The 17,228-nt window shown below is 76.6% G+C and carries 12 protein-coding genes; 4 read left to right on the top strand and 8 right to left on the bottom strand.

The annotated features are described in order from the left end of the window. Positions 1-254: 254 nt before the first annotated feature. Complete coding sequence (locus CCE01nite_RS20100) at positions 255-5,381, top strand: SCO7613 C-terminal domain-containing membrane protein (RefSeq protein WP_141372910.1); 5,127 nt, start codon at positions 255-257, stop codon at positions 5,379-5,381. A 147-nt stretch (positions 5,382-5,528) separates the two neighbouring features. On the opposite strand, the gene dop is transcribed toward CCE01nite_RS20100, so the two are convergent. The 4 genes from dop to CCE01nite_RS20120 form a co-directional block, all read right to left on the bottom strand. Further along, the gene (gene dop / locus CCE01nite_RS20105; RefSeq protein WP_034630444.1) at positions 5,529-7,148 is read right to left on the bottom strand and encodes a depupylase/deamidase Dop; all 1,620 of its coding nucleotides are present in this window, start codon (positions 7,146-7,148) and stop codon (positions 5,529-5,531) included. An 81-nt stretch (positions 7,149-7,229) separates the two neighbouring features. Then, positions 7,230-8,864: a proteasome ATPase gene (gene arc, locus CCE01nite_RS20110; protein WP_034630447.1), complete on the bottom strand. Its 1,635-nt coding sequence runs from the start codon at positions 8,862-8,864 to the stop codon at positions 7,230-7,232. A gap of 168 nt (positions 8,865-9,032) precedes the next feature. Then, positions 9,033-10,025, bottom strand: coding sequence for a tRNA (adenine-N1)-methyltransferase (locus tag CCE01nite_RS20115; protein WP_034630484.1), 993 nt, complete (start codon positions 10,023-10,025; stop codon positions 9,033-9,035). Positions 10,026-10,090: 65 nt separating this feature from the next. Beyond that, positions 10,091-11,248, bottom strand: a complete 1,158-nt coding sequence (locus CCE01nite_RS20120) for a site-2 protease family protein (protein ID WP_034630449.1) — start codon at positions 11,246-11,248, stop codon at positions 10,091-10,093. A 49-nt stretch (positions 11,249-11,297) separates the two neighbouring features. Between CCE01nite_RS20120 and CCE01nite_RS20125 the strand changes: the two genes are divergently transcribed. Beyond that, positions 11,298-12,482 (top strand): RecB family exonuclease, encoded by a 1,185-nt coding sequence (locus CCE01nite_RS20125; RefSeq protein WP_307722760.1) that lies wholly within the window; start codon positions 11,298-11,300, stop codon positions 12,480-12,482. Between the two features lie 71 nt (positions 12,483-12,553). On the opposite strand, the gene CCE01nite_RS20130 is transcribed toward CCE01nite_RS20125, so the two are convergent. The 3 genes from CCE01nite_RS20130 to CCE01nite_RS20140 all read right to left on the bottom strand — a co-directional run bounded on the left by CCE01nite_RS20130 (position 12,554) and on the right by CCE01nite_RS20140 (position 14,856). Beyond that, positions 12,554-13,321 (bottom strand): HAD family hydrolase, encoded by a 768-nt coding sequence (locus CCE01nite_RS20130; protein WP_371861064.1) that lies wholly within the window; start codon positions 13,319-13,321, stop codon positions 12,554-12,556. A 177-nt stretch (positions 13,322-13,498) separates the two neighbouring features. Then, positions 13,499-14,014 carry a VOC family protein gene (locus CCE01nite_RS20135; RefSeq protein WP_052104176.1) on the bottom strand — a complete coding sequence of 172 codons (516 nt, stop codon included), beginning with the start codon at positions 14,012-14,014 and terminating at the stop codon, positions 13,499-13,501. Continuing rightward, positions 14,011-14,856 carry an SDR family oxidoreductase gene (locus CCE01nite_RS20140; protein ID WP_034630454.1) on the bottom strand — a complete coding sequence of 282 codons (846 nt, stop codon included), beginning with the start codon at positions 14,854-14,856 and terminating at the stop codon, positions 14,011-14,013. The genes CCE01nite_RS20135 and CCE01nite_RS20140 overlap by 4 nt, the downstream gene beginning before the upstream one ends. A 151-nt stretch (positions 14,857-15,007) precedes the next feature. On the opposite strand from CCE01nite_RS20140, the gene CCE01nite_RS20145 reads away from it, so the two are divergent. Beyond that, entirely contained in the window at positions 15,008-15,586 is a 579-nt protein-coding gene (locus tag CCE01nite_RS20145) for a TetR/AcrR family transcriptional regulator (protein WP_034630456.1), read from the top strand. Positions 15,587-15,613: 27 nt separating this feature from the next. Here CCE01nite_RS20145 and CCE01nite_RS20150 read toward each other — a convergent pair whose 3' ends face one another. Further along, positions 15,614-16,237: a hypothetical protein gene (locus tag CCE01nite_RS20150; RefSeq protein WP_034630458.1), complete on the bottom strand. Its 624-nt coding sequence runs from the start codon at positions 16,235-16,237 to the stop codon at positions 15,614-15,616. Between the two features lie 107 nt (positions 16,238-16,344). Here CCE01nite_RS20150 and CCE01nite_RS20155 point away from each other — a divergent pair, with 107 nt between their 5' ends. Then, on the top strand, positions 16,345-17,211 hold the full coding sequence (locus CCE01nite_RS20155; RefSeq protein WP_034630461.1) for a PAC2 family protein: 867 nt from the start codon (positions 16,345-16,347) through the stop codon (positions 17,209-17,211). Positions 17,212-17,228: the final 17 nt, after the last annotated feature.

Raw genomic sequence — 17,228 nt, forward strand, 5'->3', positions numbered from 1 at the left:
GGGCCGCCGCAGCACCCCCGGTCGCGGCGCCCGGCCCGGCGGCGCCGGCGTGGTCGGGCGCCGCGGCGCCGGCGCCCGTCCCGACCGGACCTCGACTGGGGCACTCTGGGCCGTCCGCTCCCCCGCGGACGACCCCCCGGCGCCCGTCCGCACCCGCCGGCGTCCCGGCCGGTGCGGGGGTCGCCGGCGCGCCGCCCTCGCCCGCGCCGGCGCCGCCGGCGCGCCCGGAGCGCCCGCACTGGCGGGTCCAGACCGTGCTCCAGGTCCTCGGCGCGAGCCTGCTCGCGGCGGCGAGCATCGTGTTCCTCCTCTTCAGCTGGGGCTGGATCCCGCTCGTCGGCCGCGCGGTCGCCGTGGCCGTCGGCACCGTCGTGGTGTTCGCCGTCGCGAGCCGGCTGCGCCGCTCGGGGCTCACGTCGAGCGCCGAGGCCGTCGGCGGCCTGGCCGCCGTGCTCCTGCTGCTCGACGCGTGGGCGATCCCCGCGACCGGCCTCGTGCGACCGGCCGAGCCCGCGGTGTACGCGGGCGTCGCGGCGCTCGTGTGCGGGGCCGCGCTCGCGGTCTGGGGCGTGCGCGCCCGGCTGCGTGTCGGCACGCTCTCCGGAGCGGTGCTCGTGCCTGCCGCACCGTTGCTGCTCGCCCCGCTCGTGCCCTCGGCGGGCGGGTTCGCGGGACTCGCCTGCACGGCGCTCGCGCTGACCACCGTCCGGTTCGCGGGCCGCGGGACCGCGCCGGACCGGCACGCGCCGGAGCGCGCGGTCCTCGCCGCGGCGGCCTGGGTCCTCGTCGCCGTCGCGGTGCTCGTCGCCTCCGTCGGGGCGCTGCTCGACGGCGCCGGCTGGCGGGCGCCGACCGTGCCGGCGTGGGGCTCGGTCGCCGCGCTGGTGGCGGCCTCGGTGCTCGCCGCCGTCCAGGGGCGGCTCGCCGGGACGGCGGTCGCGGGCGAGCGGCCCGGCGGCGCGTCGGCCCCGACCGGCACGGCGACGGCGGCCTCCGACGCGGCGACCGGGGCGACCGGGGCGACCGCTGACGCGGACGCGGGTCGCGCCCGGGGCACGCTCGCCGACGACGTGCTCGGGGCGGGCGCCGGCCCCAGCGAGGACAGCGCTGCTGCGGCGGAGCCGGCCCCTGCGCCCCGGCAGCCCGACGCCGCGGTCGGCAGCGGTGCGGGGACCGGTGCGCCGGCGTCCCCGCGCACCCTCGCGGGCAGCGGCCCGTGGACCGTCGGGACCGGCGCCGGTGGCGGCGCACCGGTGTCGTTCGCCGGCTTCGGCGGGGCGGCCCGGGCGTGGACGACGACGGCGGGCGCGGTCGCGTCGGTCGCCGCCCTCGCGGTCGTTGTGCTCCTCGCCCGCGCCGGCGTCACCGCAGACGCCGGGCTGTGGACCCTCGTGCCGCTCGCGCCGACCCTGGTGACCCTCGGGCTGCGCCTCGCCCACCACCGGCGGGGTCGTGCCGCGTGGGCAGCTCAGGGGGCGCACGCGGTTGCGCTGCTCGCGGGCGTGCCGACGGTCGTCGCGCTCCCCCTTATCGTCGCGGCGTTCCTCGTCGACCCCCGACTGGCGCCGGAGCCTGCCACGGTGGTCGCGCTCGTGCTCGGCGCGGCCGCGACGGTGGCGCTCACGCGGGCCGCGGGCCGACAGGCGCAGGCCGGCTCGTGGATCGCCGTGGCCGTGCTCGTCGCGGTCCCCGTCGCGCTCGCGAGCGTGTGGCCCGGGCTCGTCGGCGCGGGTCTCGTCGTCCTGCTGCTGGTGCTCGCGGGGCTGGCGTTCGCCGGGGACGCCGCGGGCGTCAGGCCGGTGCTGGGCACGAGCGCCCCGGCGCGCACCGTCGTCGTCGTCGCGGTCCTGGGCTCGCTCGCGGCCTCCCAGGGGGCGCTCGGACCGCTCGCGCTCGCGCTCGCGGGTACCGGGGCGCTGAGCGCCGGCACCCGACGGTGGATCGCGCGCCCCACCGAGCTCCGCGCCGCCGCGCTCACCACCGGCGCGTTGCTCGGCTGGGCGGCCGCGGTCGTGGCGCTGGCCGCGGCAGGAATGGGCCCCGCACTCGCGCTGATCGCGACCGGGTGCGCCGTCGTCGCCGGCTCGGTGCTCCTCGCCGTGCGGAGGGCCGGTGCGCCGCACGACCGGGTCGCCTGGCTCGCGACCGGGGTCGCTGCCCTCGGCACCGCGTGGCCCGGGGCGTCCGCCGCGTCGTCGCTCGACGGCGCCGGCCCGCGGCGCGTGCTGCTCGCGCTGCTCGTGCTGCTCGCCGTTCTCGCGCTCGCCGGCTCGGTCGTGGTCGCGGTGCGGGGTCGCCGGACCGTGCCGCGTTCGGCCCGGGTCGCAGCCGCAGTCGTCGCGCCGCTCGGTGCGCTCGTCGTGGTGAGCGTCGAGGGTGCCACGGGGTCCGCGCTGCCGGGCACCTCGGTCGCGGTCGGGCTCGCCGCGGCCGGCGCCGTCGGCGTGCTGCTCGCCCCGGTGCTCGCGCGGGGCGCGGCGGTGGACGACGCGCCCCGGCTCGGGGCCGCGGCCGACGCGACCGGGCACGACGAGCACGCACGCCGCGCCGCGGAGGCCGGCGGGTGGACCGTCCTGGCCGCTGCAGTCGCAACGGCGTCCACCCCCGGTCGGCTCGGGTCCGCGGCGACGGCGGCGCTCGTGCTGCTGGTCGCGGCGATCACCGCCGGCGCGTGGTCGCTGGCACCCGGTCGGCGCTGGGCCCGCTGGGGGACGCTCGCGCTCGCGACCGTGGCGTCCTGGGTGCTGCTCGTGGCCGGCGACGTCGGCACGCCGGAGGCGTATCTCGCACCCGCGGGGCTCGTGCTCGCGGTCGTCGGTGCACGCCGCTGGCGGCTCGGGGCCGACGGCGACGTCGCGCTCCTCGGCGCGGGGCTCACGCTCGCGACCGTCCCCGGCGCGCTCCTCGGCGGCGAACTCGTCGCCGGGCTCCCCCGCCACGCCGTCGCCGGGCTCGTCGCCGCGCTGCTCGTCGGGCTCGCGGCGGTCCCGGCCGTGCGACGGCGCCCTGGTGCGGGGACGTCGACGCTCCGGCCCGTGCACGTCCTGTCGCTGCTGGGCGGGCTGCTCGCGGTCCTGGGCCCGTGGCGTCGCGCGCTGGGCGGGGCCGGGCAGCCCGTCACGAGCCGGAGCCTCGGTGAGCAGGTCCTCGCCGTCGAGGCGTGGTCGCTGCCGGCCGCAGCGGTCGTCGCGGCCGCCGCGTGGCTCCTCACCCGCGACGCGTCCGCCGCGCGCTTGCGGGTCGGCGCCTGGGGGCCCTGGGCCGTCGCGGCCGTGTCCGCGGTGCCGACCGTCGTCGCCGTGTCCGACTCCGGGCCGGGGCTCGTGCGTGCCCTCGCGGCGCTCGCGGCCGGTGCTGCGCTCGCGCTGGCGACCGCCCGGCGGGCCTCGGACCCGCGCGAGCGTGCCGACCTCGCCGCCGTGGGCCTCTTCGCGGCGGGGCTCGGTGCGCTCGCCGGCGCCGCGTCGCTGACCCAGCCACCCGGGGACGCGCTCGTGGCCGCGTTCGGCCTGCTCGTGCTGGCCGTCGCCGTGCTCCGCGCAGCCGCGGGCACCGCACCGTGGTGGGGGGTGGCGGGCGCCGTCCTCGTGCTGCCGCCGGCCCTCCAGGACGAGGTGTGGCGCGGCGTGGTCACTGTCGTGCTCGGGGCTGCCCTCGTCGGCGCTGCGGTCGCGGTCCGGCGAAGCGGGACGGCCCCCGGCGCCGTCGACGGAGGGCCGCGAGCCGATGCAGACCCCGCGGTGGCACCTCGCGGGTCCGGTGCGTTCCGGGTCGCGCGCAGCACCCACACCTTGCTGCTGGGCACCGCGGCACTGCTGGCCCTGCTCGGGCCCGCACGGCTCGCCACCACCCGGGCCGGCGGACCGGGCGCGAGCCTCGGCGCCGTCGAGGTGTGGGCGCTCCCGGCGGCGGTGCTGCTCGCCGTCGCGCTGCGGGAGCTGACCCGCCGGACGACGCCCGTGGCCGCCGCGGCCCGCAGCACCGGTATCTGGCTCGTGGCCGCCGTCGCCGCGGTGCCGACCGCCGTCGCCGCGACCGCGCTCGCCCCGTCGCCGCTCTCGCTCGGACGCACGCTCGCCGTGCTGGCCACCGGTGCGACGGTCGCCGTCGCCGGGGTCACGGGGACCGCTCCCCCGCGTCGGGTCCTCGGCACCTCGCTCGTCCCGCTCGGCCTCGCCGTGGCCGGGCTCGCCTGGTTCGCGTCCGCCGCGGCACCCTCCGTCCCGCCGCCAGCAACGGTGCTCGCCGCCGTGGGACTGCTCGTGGCCGGTGTCGGAGCCGCGCACGTGGCCCGCGCCGATCCGGGCGCGGGCTGGCCGTTCCTCGGTGCGCTCCTGGTCGTGCAGCTCGTCGGGACGCCGGCCCCGTGGGGCGGGCCGCCCGTGGGTCTCGTCGTCGCGTCGGTCGCGCTCGGCGTGGGTGCGGGGCTGTCGCGGGCCGGTGTCGCCGCCCGGGCCGGCGCGGTGCCCCTCTCGGTCGCCGCACTGCTCGCCGTCGCGGTCGCGGCGCGTCACACCGCCGACGCGGCGAGCGCCGCAGCCGGCCTGCGGGTCGAGCTGGTCGCGCTCGGGTCCGCCCTCGTGCTCGGCGCCGCGCTCACGCTCCTCGCTCGACGCTGGCCGTTCCCGGGTCCGTCACCCCGCACGTGGGGGCCGTGGCCGGTCGCGCTCGCCGCGACGCTCCCGAGCCTGTCCGCGGCGCTCGACGATCCCGCCGACCTCGTCCGGCCGGGTGTCGTGCTCGGTGCCTGCTCCGTCCTCGCGATCCTGGGCGCGGCGCGGGTGGCGCGGCGGGCCGCCACCACATCCGCCCCCACGCCCACCCCCGCGTCGGGGCGTGCACCGGCCGCGAGGCTCTGGGGCGCAGCCGCCACGCAGGTGCGCGCGGTCGGCGTCGTGCTCGCGGCGGCCGCGGCGCTGCTCACGGCCGCGCGAGGTGGTGCGGTGCCCGTCGACGCTCCCCTCGTGCTGCTCGGCGCGACGCTGCTGGTCGTCGGGACGCTCGCGCTGCGCAGCGACTCCCGGGCGAGCTCGTGGACGTGCCTCGCGCCGGGGCTGGTGCTCGCGGTGGTCGTCCCGGTCGCGACCGCGTGGTGGGAGCCGACGATGTGGCGTCTCGTGCTCGTGCTGGTCGGCGCGACCGCCGCGGTCGTGGTCGGCGCGGTGCTGCGCTGGCAGGCGCCGTTCGTGCTCGGCACCGGATCGCTCGCCGTCGTCGCGGTCGTCCAGGTGTCCCCCGCCGCGGTCGCCGCGATGCAGGTCGTCGAGTGGTGGGTCGTGCTCGCGCTCGGCGGCGCGGTGCTGCTCGGGCTCGGCCTGACCTACGAGCGCCGGCTTCGCGAGGCCCGGGAGGCCGCACGCTTCGTCGTCGCGATGCGCTGACGCCGACGCGGCACCGAGCCCCGACCTGACCGGCACGTCACCCGCGCCTGCAGGCGACGCCGACGCCCGCACCGCGTCACATCCCGCCTGCACCCGCACCCGCACCGAGCGGCTGGGTCGCGGCGTCCGACCCGGGCGCCGGCGCCGTCAGGCCCCGAGCGCGCGCAGGAGCTCGGCGGCGTCGGTGCTGCGGTCGAGCAGTCCCCCGACGTGCTCGCGGGTCCCGCGCGTCGGGTCCTTCATGGGCACGCGCTGGAGCGTCGGCGCGCCGGGCACGTCGAAGATCACCGAGTCCCAGCTCGCCGCTGAGACCTGCGACCCGAAGCGGGCGATCACCTCGCCGCGGAAGTACGCGCGCGTGTCGTGCGGCGCGTGCCCGACGGCCTCCTCGACGGCGTCGGACGTGACGAGGTGCTCGACGGCGCCCGCCGCCGCCAACCGGTGGTACAGCCCACGCTCGGGCCGGACGTCGGACCACTGGAGGTCGACCGCGGCGAGGCGCGGGTGGTCCCAGTCCAGCTGGTCGCGCCGCCGCATCCCCTCGAGCAGCCGCAGCTTGGCGAGCCACTCGACCTCGCGCGCACAGCTCGCGGGGTCGTCGGCGAGCCGTTCGAGGAGCGAGCCCCAGCGGGCGACGACGTCGCGCGTCTCGTCGTCCCCCGCACCGCCGACGGCGTCCAGCACCGAGGTCACCGCCGTGAGGTACTCGCGCTGCACCTCGAGCGCGGTGAGGCTCCGGCCGTCCGCGAGCGCGAGCGGCGCGGTCAGCGTGAGGTCGTGGCTGACGGTGTGCACGGCCTCGACGGGGTCGCGCAGCGTGAGGCGGTCGAGCGCGTGGACGGCGGCACGGGCCTCGGCGGCCGCGGGCCCCTCCCCGACGGCGCGCTCGAGCACCCACAGCACGAGCGACGTCGTGCCGAGCTTGAGGTAGGTCGCGACCTCGAGGAGGTTCGCGTCGCCGATGATGACGTGCAGCCGTCGCCACCGGGTCGGGTCCGCGTGCGGCTCGTCGCGCGTGTTGACGATCGGCCGGCGCAGCGTCGTCTCGAGCCCGATCTCGGCCTCGATGTAGTCCGCCCGCTGCGACAGCTGGAAGCCCGGGTCCTCGCCCCGCTGGCCGATCCCGACGCGCCCGGCGCCCGTGAACACCTGGCGGGTCACGAGGAAGGGGATGAGCCGGGCCGCGAGCTCCGCGAAGGGCACCGCGCGGTCGACGAGGTAGTTCTCGTGCGTGCCGTACGTGGCGCCCTTGCCGTCGACGTTGTTCTTGTACAGCGACACGTCGGGCATCGCCGAGGTGGACGCGAGCGCGCGCACCGACGCGAGCATCACGAGCTCGCCGGCACGGTCCCAGCGCACGGCGTCGAGCGGGCCGCTGACCTCGGGCGAGGAGTACTCGGGGTGGGCGTGGTCCACGTAGAGGCGGGCGCCGTTGGTCAGGATGACGTTCGCGGCGCCGGGGTCCTCGTACTCCTCGACGAGCGGGCGCGCGAGCTCCTGCGGGCCGTCGGCGGGGGGCGCGGCGTGGTCGGGGTCGTCGGTCAGCATCGACGGGTGCGCGGACGCCCGCTGCAGTCGGAACCCGCGCGCGTCGTGCAGCGGGTCCTCGTCGTCGTAGTCCCAGCGGGCCCGCGTGCGCCCGCCCTCGCGCGCCGCCGCGTGGACCGCGACGACGTGGCTGGACAGCAGCATCGGGTTCGCGTTCGGTCGGCCGGGCTGGAGGATCCCGTACTCGGTCTCGATCCCCATCACGCGGCGCACGCTCACGGGCCCACCCTACGGCGCTCGCCGGGGTGGGCCCGTGCGCGGTCCGCCACGCGGAGACGCGGGTGACGCAGCGGCAGGTGCCTAGAGGTACGGGCCCGTGCTGGTGACGGTCTCGATCGTGCGCGAGCCGTCCGTACCCTTCTTGCCCTGCACGATCGTCCGGATGAAGACGATGCGCTCGCCCTTCTTCCCGGAGATGCGCGCCCAGTCGTCGGGGTTCGTCGTGTTCGGGAGGTCCTCGTTCTCCTTGAACTCGTCGACGCACGCGGTCAGCAGGTGGTCCACGCGGATGCCGCGCTGGCCGCTCGCGAGGAAGTCCTTGATGGCGGACTTCTTCGCGCGGTCCACGACGTTCTGGATCATCGCGCCCGAGTTGAAATCCTTGAAGTACAGGACCTCCTTGTCGCCGCTCGCGTACGTGACCTCGAGGAAGCGGTTCTCCTCGCTCTCGGTGTACATCCGCTCGACGACGCGCGTGATCATCGCGTCCACGGCCGCACGCGCGCTGCCGCCGTGCTCGGCGAGGTCGTCGGCGTGGATCGGCAGCCCCGGCGTGAGGTACTTCGCGAAGATCTCGCGCGCACCCTCGGCGTCGGGCCGCTCGATCTTGATCTTCACGTCGAGCCGCCCGGGCCGCAGGATCGCCGGGTCGATCATGTCCTCGCGGTTCGAGGCGCCGATGACGATGACGTTCTCGAGCCGCTCGACCCCGTCGATCTCGGAGAGCAGCTGCGGGACGATCGTCGTCTCGACGTCGCTCGACACGCCCGTGCCGCGGGTGCGGAACAGCGACTCCATCTCGTCGAAGAACACGACGACGGGGTGCCCCTGGGACGCCTTCTCGCGGGCGCGGGCGAAGATGAGCCGGATGTGCCGCTCGGTCTCCCCCACGTACTTGTTCAGCAGCTCGGGGCCCTTGACGTTGAGGAAGTACGACTTCGTCTCGTCGGCGTCCTCACCGCGCGCGGCGGCGGCGGTCGCGGCGAGCGAGTGCGCGACGGCCTTGGCGATGAGCGTCTTGCCGCACCCGGGCGGGCCGTAGAGCAGGACGCCCTTGGGTGGCTTGAGGCCGTGCTCGCGGAACAGCTCGGGGTGCAGGAACGGCAGCTCGACCGCGTCGCGGATCGTCTCGATCTGCGGTCCGAGCCCGCCGATGTCGGTGTACTCGATGTCGGGGACCTCCTCGAGCACGAGCTCCTCGACCTCGGCCCGCGGGATCCGCTCGAACACGAACCCGCTGCGCGGCTCGATCGTCAGCGCGTCGCCGACCCGGACGGACGCCTCGAGGAGCTGGCCCGCGAAGCGCACGACCCGCTCCTCATCACCGCGGCCCACGACGAGCGCGCGACCCGTGCCGAGGAGCTCCTTGACGGTGACGAGCTCGCCGACCTCCTCGTACCCGCCGGCCTCGACGACCGTGAGGGCCTCGTTGAGCATGACCTCCTGGCCGGGGCGCAGGCGGTGGACGTCGAGCGTCGGGGACGCGCCGACATGCATCTTGCGGCCCGCCGAGACGATGTCCACCGTGCCGTCCTCGCGCGCGGACAGGAACGTCGCGTAGGTCCCCGGAGGCTTCGCGAGCTCGTCGAGCTGGCGCTTGAGCTCGACGATCTGCTCGCGCGCGGCCACGAGGGCTTCGGCGATCCGCTCGTTGCGGGCGGACAGCAGCGCGAGCTCGCGCTGCAGGTCCCGGCCTGGTGCTCCGGAATCGGTCATCGCGTCAGCCTCCGTCCCCTGACCCTGGCGGGCCCTGGCAGTCGTCCACGGTGCACGCCGGTGTGCGCTTGCAGCGACCCTAACCACACGTGTCAATCGCTCGCACGAGGCGCCACCAGGTGGCGCGACCGTGTCGCGGGCGGACCCCGTGGCAGACGAGCGACCAGGTCAGTCGGCCGTCGGCGCCTGACCGACGTCGCGCCGCACGCGCCGGATCTTCTTGTCGGAGATCGCCCGCTCCCCGAGCGCCTCGGGCGACCACGCCTCGTCGGGCACGGCCGCGGCGCTCGCGACGCCCTCGACCGCGTCGGCGTCCGGATAGGCACCCTTCGCGGGACGACGGCGGCGCAGGGGTGCGTCGACGCCGTCCGCGAGCCGCCGCGTCGTCAGCAGGAAGCCCGTGTGCCCGATCATGCGGTGCTGGGGGCGGACCGCGAGGCCCTCGAGGTGCCAGCCGCGGACCATCGACTCCCACGCCTCGGGCTCGGTGTACCGGCCGTCGCCGCGGATGTCCTCGGCGAGCCGCGAGAGCTGCGTGGTCGTGGCGACGTAGGCGATGAGCACGCCGCCGGGCGCCAGGGCGGTCGCGACGGCGTCGAGGTTCTCCCACGGCGCCAGCATGTCCAGCACGACGCGGTCGACCGACGCGGGCTCGGAGGTCACCGGGAGCACGTCGGAGAGGTCCCCGACGGACAGGGTCCACGCGGGGTGCGGCGCACCGAAGAACGCCTCGACGTTGCCGCGGGCGATGGCCGCGAAGTCCTCGCGGCGCTCGATGGAGTGCAGCGCGCCGGCGTCGCCGACGGCCCGCAGCAGCGACATCGTGAGCGCACCCGAGCCGACGCCCGCCTCGACGACGCGCGCGCCCGGGTAGATGTCGGCCATCGCGACGATCTGCCCCGCGTCCTTGGGGTAGACGACCGCGGCGCCGCGCGGCATCGACAGCGTGTAGTCGCTCAGCAGCGGACGCAGCGCGAGGTACTCGATGCCGGCGGTGTTCCGCACGACCGTGCCCTCGGGTGCGCCGATGAGCGCGTCGTGCGTGAAGTAGCCCTTGTGCGTGTGGAACGACGCGCCCGGCGCGAGCGTGATCGTGTGCAGGCGGCCGCGCGGGTCGGTGAGCTGGACGCGGTCCCCCTCGCGCAGCGGGCCGCGCCGCATCGCAGCTCCCGTGCTGCTCGTCGGCGCCGTCGGGGGGATCGTCTCGTGGGTCACGGGGGTCGAGTCTAGGAGCGCGCGGAGGCGCCTGGGCCCACGTGCCGCAGCGCCGCGACGACGTCGGTGGCCCGCACGAGCGCCGTGACGCGCCCGTCCGTGACGACGGCCATCACGGGCGAGAGGCGGGTCGCGTGCCCGACGGCCCCGACGAGCTCGGCGCCGCGCAGCGTCCCGTCGACGACGGCGCCGGCCGGCAGCACGACCGCGACGGCCGCGACCGGGGTCGACGCGCGCTGCTCGGACGGGACGCCCGCGGCGGCCGCCCGGTCGACGTACGCCTCGGGGTGCCCCTCGGGCGAGACGAGCACGACGTCGTCGACCCCGGCGGTGCTCCGGGCGCGGTCGGCGTCCGCGAGGGAGGCCCCCGCGGGGACGACCGTCGCCGGGAGCCCGACGCTCTCGACCGTGACGAGGTCGAGCACCCGCCCCTGGCGACCCTCGCGGACCGCGCCGCTCGCCCCGCTCCACAGGAACGCCCCGACGAGCCCGGCCCAGCCGACCGTGACGAGTGACGGGCGCGTGCCCTCGAGCAGCGGCAGCGCGAGCGCCCACACGAGCACGCCCACCGCGACGAACCGGCCGACCCACCCCGCGGCGACGGTGCCGGCGTGCCGGTCGCCCGTGACGCGCCAGACGAGCGCCTCGAGCACCCGCCCGCCGTCGAGCGGCAGCCCGGGCACCAGGTTGAAGAGCGCGACGAAGCCATTGGTGACCGCGCCGGCGTAGAGCAGCATCCCGAGCAGGCTCGACGACGGCAGGGCCTGCGCGCCCGCCCAGCACGCGGCGGCGATCACGACGTTGGCGAGCGGGCCGACGACCGCGACCAGCGCGCTCGTCGCCGGGGTCGGCGCCACCCCGCCGAAGGCCGTGTGACCGCCCCACAGCGTCAGGGCGAACTCCCGGACCACCTGGCCCCGGGCGCGTGCGACGAAGCCGTGCGCGAGCTCGTGGACGAACACCGAGACGAAGAGCATGACGACGAACGCACCGGCCACGACCCACGTGAGCGCGCCGAGGCCGGGTGCCCGCGCCCCGATCGTCGGTGCGAAGACCGCGGTGAGCACGACCGCGGTGAGCAGCCAGCTCGGCGTCACGACGACGGGCGCGCCCGCCGCCCGGCCGACGACCCAGCCCCGGGTGCCCTGGCGTCGCTCTGCGCTGCTCACACCGGCCAGCCTAGGTCGTCGTGTCGGTGGGGCCGCCTAGGCTCGTGCTGTGACGACCGACCTGACCGAGCTCGACGCGGCGGAGATCGAAGCAGTGGAGATCAACGCGGCGGAGATCGACGCGGCGGCGATCGACCCTGCCGACCTCGCCGTGCAGCCCGCCGTGCCCGGGGGGGCGCCGGCGGTCCCGGCCGAGACGGTCGGCGACGCCGAGACCGCGGGGATCGTCCCGACGGACACCGAGGTCCCGGCGCCGGTCGAGCGCCGGTCCGTGCCCGGTCTCTCGCCGTCGCGCGCGAACGACTTCCTGCAGTGCCCGCTGCTCTTCCGGCTGCGCGTCGTGGACAAGCTCCCGGAGCCCGCGAGCCCGGCCGCCGCACGCGGCACGCTCGTGCACGCGGTGCTCGAGCGGCTCTACGACCTGCCCGCCGGGGAGCGCACGCCCGCCGCGGCGCGCGCGATGGTCGACGGGCAGTGGGCCGCGCTCCTCGAGGAGTCCCCCGCCTACCGCGAGCTGTTCGCGTCCGACGACGAGCGCACCGAGTGGCTCGCGAGCGCGGGCACGCTCCTCGACACCTACTTCACGCTTGAGGACCCGAACCGGCTCGAGCCGCGCGAGCGCGAGCTCATGGTCCGCACCCAGCTCGAGGACGGCCCGCAGCTGCGCGGCATCGTCGACCGCATCGACGTGGCGCCGAACGGCATGGTGCGGGTCGTGGACTACAAGACCGGTCGATCGCCGCGGCCGGGGTACGAGAGCTCAGCGCTGTTCCAGATGCGGTTCTACGCGTACGTGATCCAGCGGGAGCGCGGCGTGCTGCCCGCGCTGCTGCAGCTCGTGTACCTCGGTGACCAGCAGATCGTGCGGCACGCGCCGAGCGAGGCCGAGATGGTCACGTTCGAGCAGCGCGTCCGCTCGATCTGGTCCGGTATCGAGGACACCGCGCGGTCCGGCGACTGGCGCCCGCGCCCGTCGAAGCTGTGCGGGTGGTGCTCGTTCAAGGACCGGTGCCCCGCGTTCGGCGGTACGGCACCGGAGGTGCCCGAGGGCGCGGTCGAGCTCGTGCTCGGGGTGGTCCCGGCGCCGCGCGACTCTGTGACAACAGCTCCCGCGCCGGCACCGAGCGCGACGACGGCGCCGTCGGTCGTCGCCGGCACGCCCGACTCCGCCGGGTCGGACCTCCCGGCCCCCCCGGCCGCCGACGCGACGGGAACCGCTGGGCTGCTGGTCTAGTCCGCGGGCGCGGGGCGGGACCGGCCGCCGTTCAGCCGCCGGCGGCGCGCACGACCAACGTCCGGGCCCGGCTAGCCCTCGGTGACGGGTGCGCCCTCGCCGCGCAGGTCGACGACGTGGCCGGCGACCATCCCCGCGAGCACGTCGAGCGACACGGCGCGCAGCGAGCCCGTGATGCTGACCCCGTCGAGCGGCTCGACCGGCGCGATGAGCTGCACGGCCAGCGTGCGGGCGCCCGACGCGTGCGCGGACGCGATGCCCGAGCGCGAGTCCTCGACCGCGACGCAGTCCCGGACGTCGACCCCGAGCCGGGCGGCCGCCGTCAGGTACGGCTCCGGGTGGGGCTTGGGGTGCGCGACCTCGTCACCGCTGACGACGACGTCGAACACGCCGACGGCGCGCGCGAACGGCTCGGCCAGCACGGCGAACGACGACGTCACGAGCGCGAGCGGCACACCCGCCGCGACGAGCTCGTCGAGCAGCTCACGGGCGCCCGGCTGCCACGGGATCCCCGCGGCGACGCCGGCCGCGACGCGCGCGTTGAGGAACCCGCTGATCTCCTCGTCGGGCAGCGCCACCCCCCGCGAGCGCAGGGTCCGCGCGCAGACCGCCATCGAGCTCCCGACCATCCCGAGCGCGTCCTCACGGGTCCAGACCCCGCCGTGCGCCTCGACGAGCTCGGTCTCGGCACTCATCCAGTACGGCTCGGTGTCGATGAGCGTGCCGTCCATGTCCCAGAGGACCGCTGCAGGCAACGTCGCCGCCGCCGTGGGGGTTCGACTCGCTGTCGCGCTGCCAGGCTGGAAGGTCAAGAGGAGGCTCCGATCGACGCTGCGCACCGCGCTGGTGCACCGATCGAGGCTAACCGCCGGAGCGTCCGACGACGGGCTCGTGTGGGCGAGCCCACAGACCTCGGCGGGGGCCGGGGAAGCCGCACGTCGCGCCACCGCCGGCCGCGGGTCCGCTCGTGGGGACGCGGGCCGGTGGCGCGAGCGGTGGCGCCACGTCCCCGTCGGTCAGGCTGCGACGAGGTCGAACGCGTTGCCCTCGGGGTCGGCGAGCGTCACGGAGCGCCGCCCGCCGTCGGTCAGCCCGCCGAGCCGGCGGGCACCGAGCGCCTGGAGCCGTCGGACCTCGCCGTCCAGGTCGCCGGTCGTGAGCTGGAGGTGCACGGGCGTGCGCAGCTCCCTCCCCTCGGTCACCTGGCGGAACACGAGCCGGGGCAGCCCGGCCGCGGAGCCGTCGAGCAGCTCGGCGTGCAGCGCGCTCGCGCCCGGGGCGACCTCGGCACGCAGCACCGCGGCCCAGAACTCGGCCGTGGCCAGGGCGTCGAACGCGTCGTAGGCGAGCCCCCGGAACGCCGGGGCAGGCGCCGTCGTCCGGACGGGCGCGGTGGGAGCGACGCCGGCCGCAGCACGAGCCGACGTCGCGAGGACCGCGGCAGAGCGGGCGGTCGTCGGGCGGGTCGTTGTCGAGCGGGTGGTCGTCGTCGGGCGGGCGGTCGTCGTCGAGCGGGTCGTCGTCGTGGTCATCGTGCCTCCGTCGCTGCGGCCGGCGTGCCGTGCGCGAGCCGGGCCACGTGGTCCCACTCCCGCCAGGTCGCGAGCCGCTGCTCGTAGTCGTAGGTGGCGAGGGCGAGGGGCGCCTCGCCGAAGAACACGCGCAGGGGCGGGTTCGGGGCGTCGACGACGGCGAAGAGCGCCGCGGCGCTGGCCTCGGGGTCGCCGACGCTGACGGTGCGCTGAAGCCGGGCGAACGACGTGGCCTCCCGGACCTCGTCGTAGGCCGGGTGGTGCACCGCGTGGCGCGCGGACGGGCCGGCCCAGTCGGTCGCGAAGCCCCCGGGCTCGACGAGCGTGACGTGGATGCCGAACGCCGCGACCTCCTGGGCGAGGGACTGGGTCAGGCCTTCGAGCGCCCACTTCGACGCGTGGTAGGCGCCGATGTTCGGGAACGCGCTGATGCCACCGATCGACGACACCTGGACGACGTGACCGCTCCCCTGCGCCCGCAGGTGCGGCAGCGCGGCCTGCGTGACCCAGACGGCGCCGAACAGGTTGGTCTCGAGCTGGTCGCGCAGCTCACGCTCGGTGAGCTCCTCGACCATGCCGAACTGGCCGTAGCCCGCGTTGTTGACGACGACGTCGAGCCGGCCGAAGTGCGCGTGCGCGCGGTCGACGGCGGCGAGGGCCGCGTCGCGGTCGGTCACGTCGAGCTCGAGCGGCAGCACGGCGTCGCCGTGGCGCTCGACGAGGTCGTCGAGCGTCGACAGCGTGCGGGCGGTGGCGGCGACGCGGTCGCCGCGCTCGAGCGCGGCCTGCGTCCAGGTGCGGCCGAAGCCGCGCGACGCGCCGGTGATGAACCAGGTCTTCACGAGTGCTCCTCGGGATGCCGGGGGTGGACGGGTGCGCCGGTCGGTCGCCACGTGGACGTGGGGCGCACGGCTGCGTACCCTGGAACGGAGGAACCTCCGCTTCCATCGATGACACTAACCGGAGGACCCTCCGCTTAGCAAGAGGAGAGCTGTGCCGACCACCCCCGCCGCGGACCGCCCGCTGCGCGCCGACGCCCGTCGCAACCGCGAGCGCCTGCTCTCGGTCGCCGCCGAGGTCCTGACCAAGGACGTGGACGTCCCGCTCGAGACGATCGCCGAGCGCGCCGGCGTGGGCATCGGCACGCTCTACCGGCACTTCCCGAACCGGGACGCCCTCATCGAGGCCGTGTACCGCCACGAGGTCGAGGAGCTGTGCGACGCCGCGCCCCTGCTCGTCGGGGGCGACGGGCCGGCGCTCGACGGGTTCCGCGAGTGGGTGCGCCGGTTCGTCGGCTACGCGGCGACCAAGCGCGGGCTCGGCGGCGCCCTGCGGAACGCGGTCGGCTCCGACTCCCCGCTCTTCGACCAGACCCGCACCCGCCTGATCGGGGCCCTCACCGTGCTGCTCGAGGCGTGCCGCGCCGAGGGCTCCGTGCGCTCGGACGTCGACGCGCGGGACGTCATGCTCGCGATGAGCGGGGTGTGGCTCGTGCCCGACGGCCCGGAGTGGGACGCGCAGGTCCGGCGCCTGCTCGACCTCGTGGTCGACGGGCTCCGCTACGGCGCCTGACGCACGGCCGGCGGACCCGAGCAGCCCTCACGGGACGGTGGGCGTCCCCGCGTCCCCGGCCGGGGGCACCGGCACGACGACGAGCTCGGGCGGCGGTGCGAGCGGCGCCCGGTAGTCCTGGACGCTGTCGAGGATCGGTCGCACGACCGCCGCGGTGTCGACGAGGTGCTCGCCCGTGGTCTGCACGAAGACCAGGAGACTCGTGCCGTCGGACCGCACGTGCGGCACGAGCACGCGCCGCACGACCCGGCCCTCCCACTCCTGCGGGCAGTCGAACACGAGCCGGGGCGCACCGAACGCCCGGGTGTCGTCGACGCGGTAGCACCCGATCGGGTCCCGGGCGGTCATGAGCTGCGTGACGATCTCGAGGGCGGCCCACTCTCCTCCGTCGACACCGTCGTGGCGCGTGACGAACAGCTGGTCCGCCGCGTCGGGGCCCTGGGCGGAGGCGAGGACCTCGACGGCCTCCCCCACGTCCAGCTCGTGCCACTCCTGCGGGACGTCGATCGTGAACGAGTCGTCGGTCGCCACGAGGCGACGTGGGTCGTCGACCGACCCCGCGGGCGCCGAGGCGCACCCGCCGAGCGTGAGGACCGCGAGCGTTGCGGCGGGGAGGAGGCGGCGGGCGACGGCGGGCGGTGAGGAGGTCATGCGCCCACCTCAGCAGCGCGTCCCTGGCCCCGGCCGTCGTCCACAGGCCCGATCCGACGCCGGGTGCGTCGCGAGCCCCCGCCGCGGACGCACCCTACGCTGGGCAGATGACCGAGCAGGAGCAGCAGCGTCCCCACGACCTCCCGCCCCGCGAGACCATCCTGCTGGCGGCCTTCGAGGGCTGGAACGACGCCGGCTCCGCCGCGACCCAGGCGCTCGAGCACGTCCACGAGTCGTGGGGCGCGGTGCAGGTCGACGAGCTCGACCCGGAGGAGTACCACGACTTCCAGGTGAACCGTCCGGTGGTCGGGACGGGCGCGGACGGCCGTCGCGAGATCACGTGGCCGACGACCGCGGTGGCCGTCGCGACCGCGCCGCGCACGGGCCGGCAGGTCGTGCTGGTGCACGGCATCGAGCCGTCGATGCGGTGGCGGCGCTACTGCACCGAACTGCTCGACATCGCGGCCGGGCTCGGCGTACGGACCGTGGTGACCGTCGGCGCGCTCCTCGCGGACGTCCCGCACACCCGCCCGATCCCGGTGACGACGACGAGCGACGACGCCGACGTGCGCGAGCTGCTCGGGATCGAGCCGAACAGCTACGAGGGTCCGACGGGCATCGTGGGTGTGCTCCAGCAGGAGGCGGCGGCGCGCGGCATGCGGGCGCTGTCGCTGTGGGCGGCTGTGCCGCACTACGTGGCCCACCCGCCGAGCCCCAAGGCCACCCTCGCGCTCCTCACGCGCCTCGAGCAGCTCCTCGGCGAGCCCGTCCCGCTCGGCGAGCTGCCCGACGACGCGGCCGCGTGGCAGCACGGGGTCGACGAGCTCGCGCACGAGGACACCGAGATCGCCGAGTACGTGCGCCAGCTCGAGGAGGCCAAGGACACCGCCGAGCTGCCCGAGGCGAGCGGTGAGGCGATCGCGCAGGAGTTCGAGCGCTACCTGCGCCGGCGCGACCGCGGCACGGGCGGGTAGCCGCCCGGCGCCGCCGG

The sequence above is a fragment of the Cellulomonas cellasea genome, from assembly GCF_006538745.1.
Taxonomy (GTDB): Bacteria; Actinomycetota; Actinomycetes; order Actinomycetales; family Cellulomonadaceae; genus Cellulomonas_A; species Cellulomonas_A cellasea.

What these genes read in the sequence shown, in the direction of transcription:
- CCE01nite_RS20135 (WP_052104176.1), bottom strand. Translation starts at nt 14,014, where the DNA reads ATGACCACGACGACGACCCGCTCGACGACGACCGCCCGCCCGACGACG.
- CCE01nite_RS20155 (WP_034630461.1), top strand. Translation starts at nt 16,345, where the DNA reads ATGACCGAGCAGGAGCAGCAGCGTCCCCACGACCTCCCGCCCCGCGAG.
- CCE01nite_RS20150 (WP_034630458.1), bottom strand. Translation starts at nt 16,237, where the DNA reads ATGACCTCCTCACCGCCCGCCGTCGCCCGCCGCCTCCTCCCCGCCGCA.
- arc (WP_034630447.1), bottom strand. Translation starts at nt 8,864, where the DNA reads ATGACCGATTCCGGAGCACCAGGCCGGGACCTGCAGCGCGAGCTCGCG.
- CCE01nite_RS20115 (WP_034630484.1), bottom strand. Translation starts at nt 10,025, where the DNA reads ATGCGGCGCGGCCCGCTGCGCGAGGGGGACCGCGTCCAGCTCACCGAC.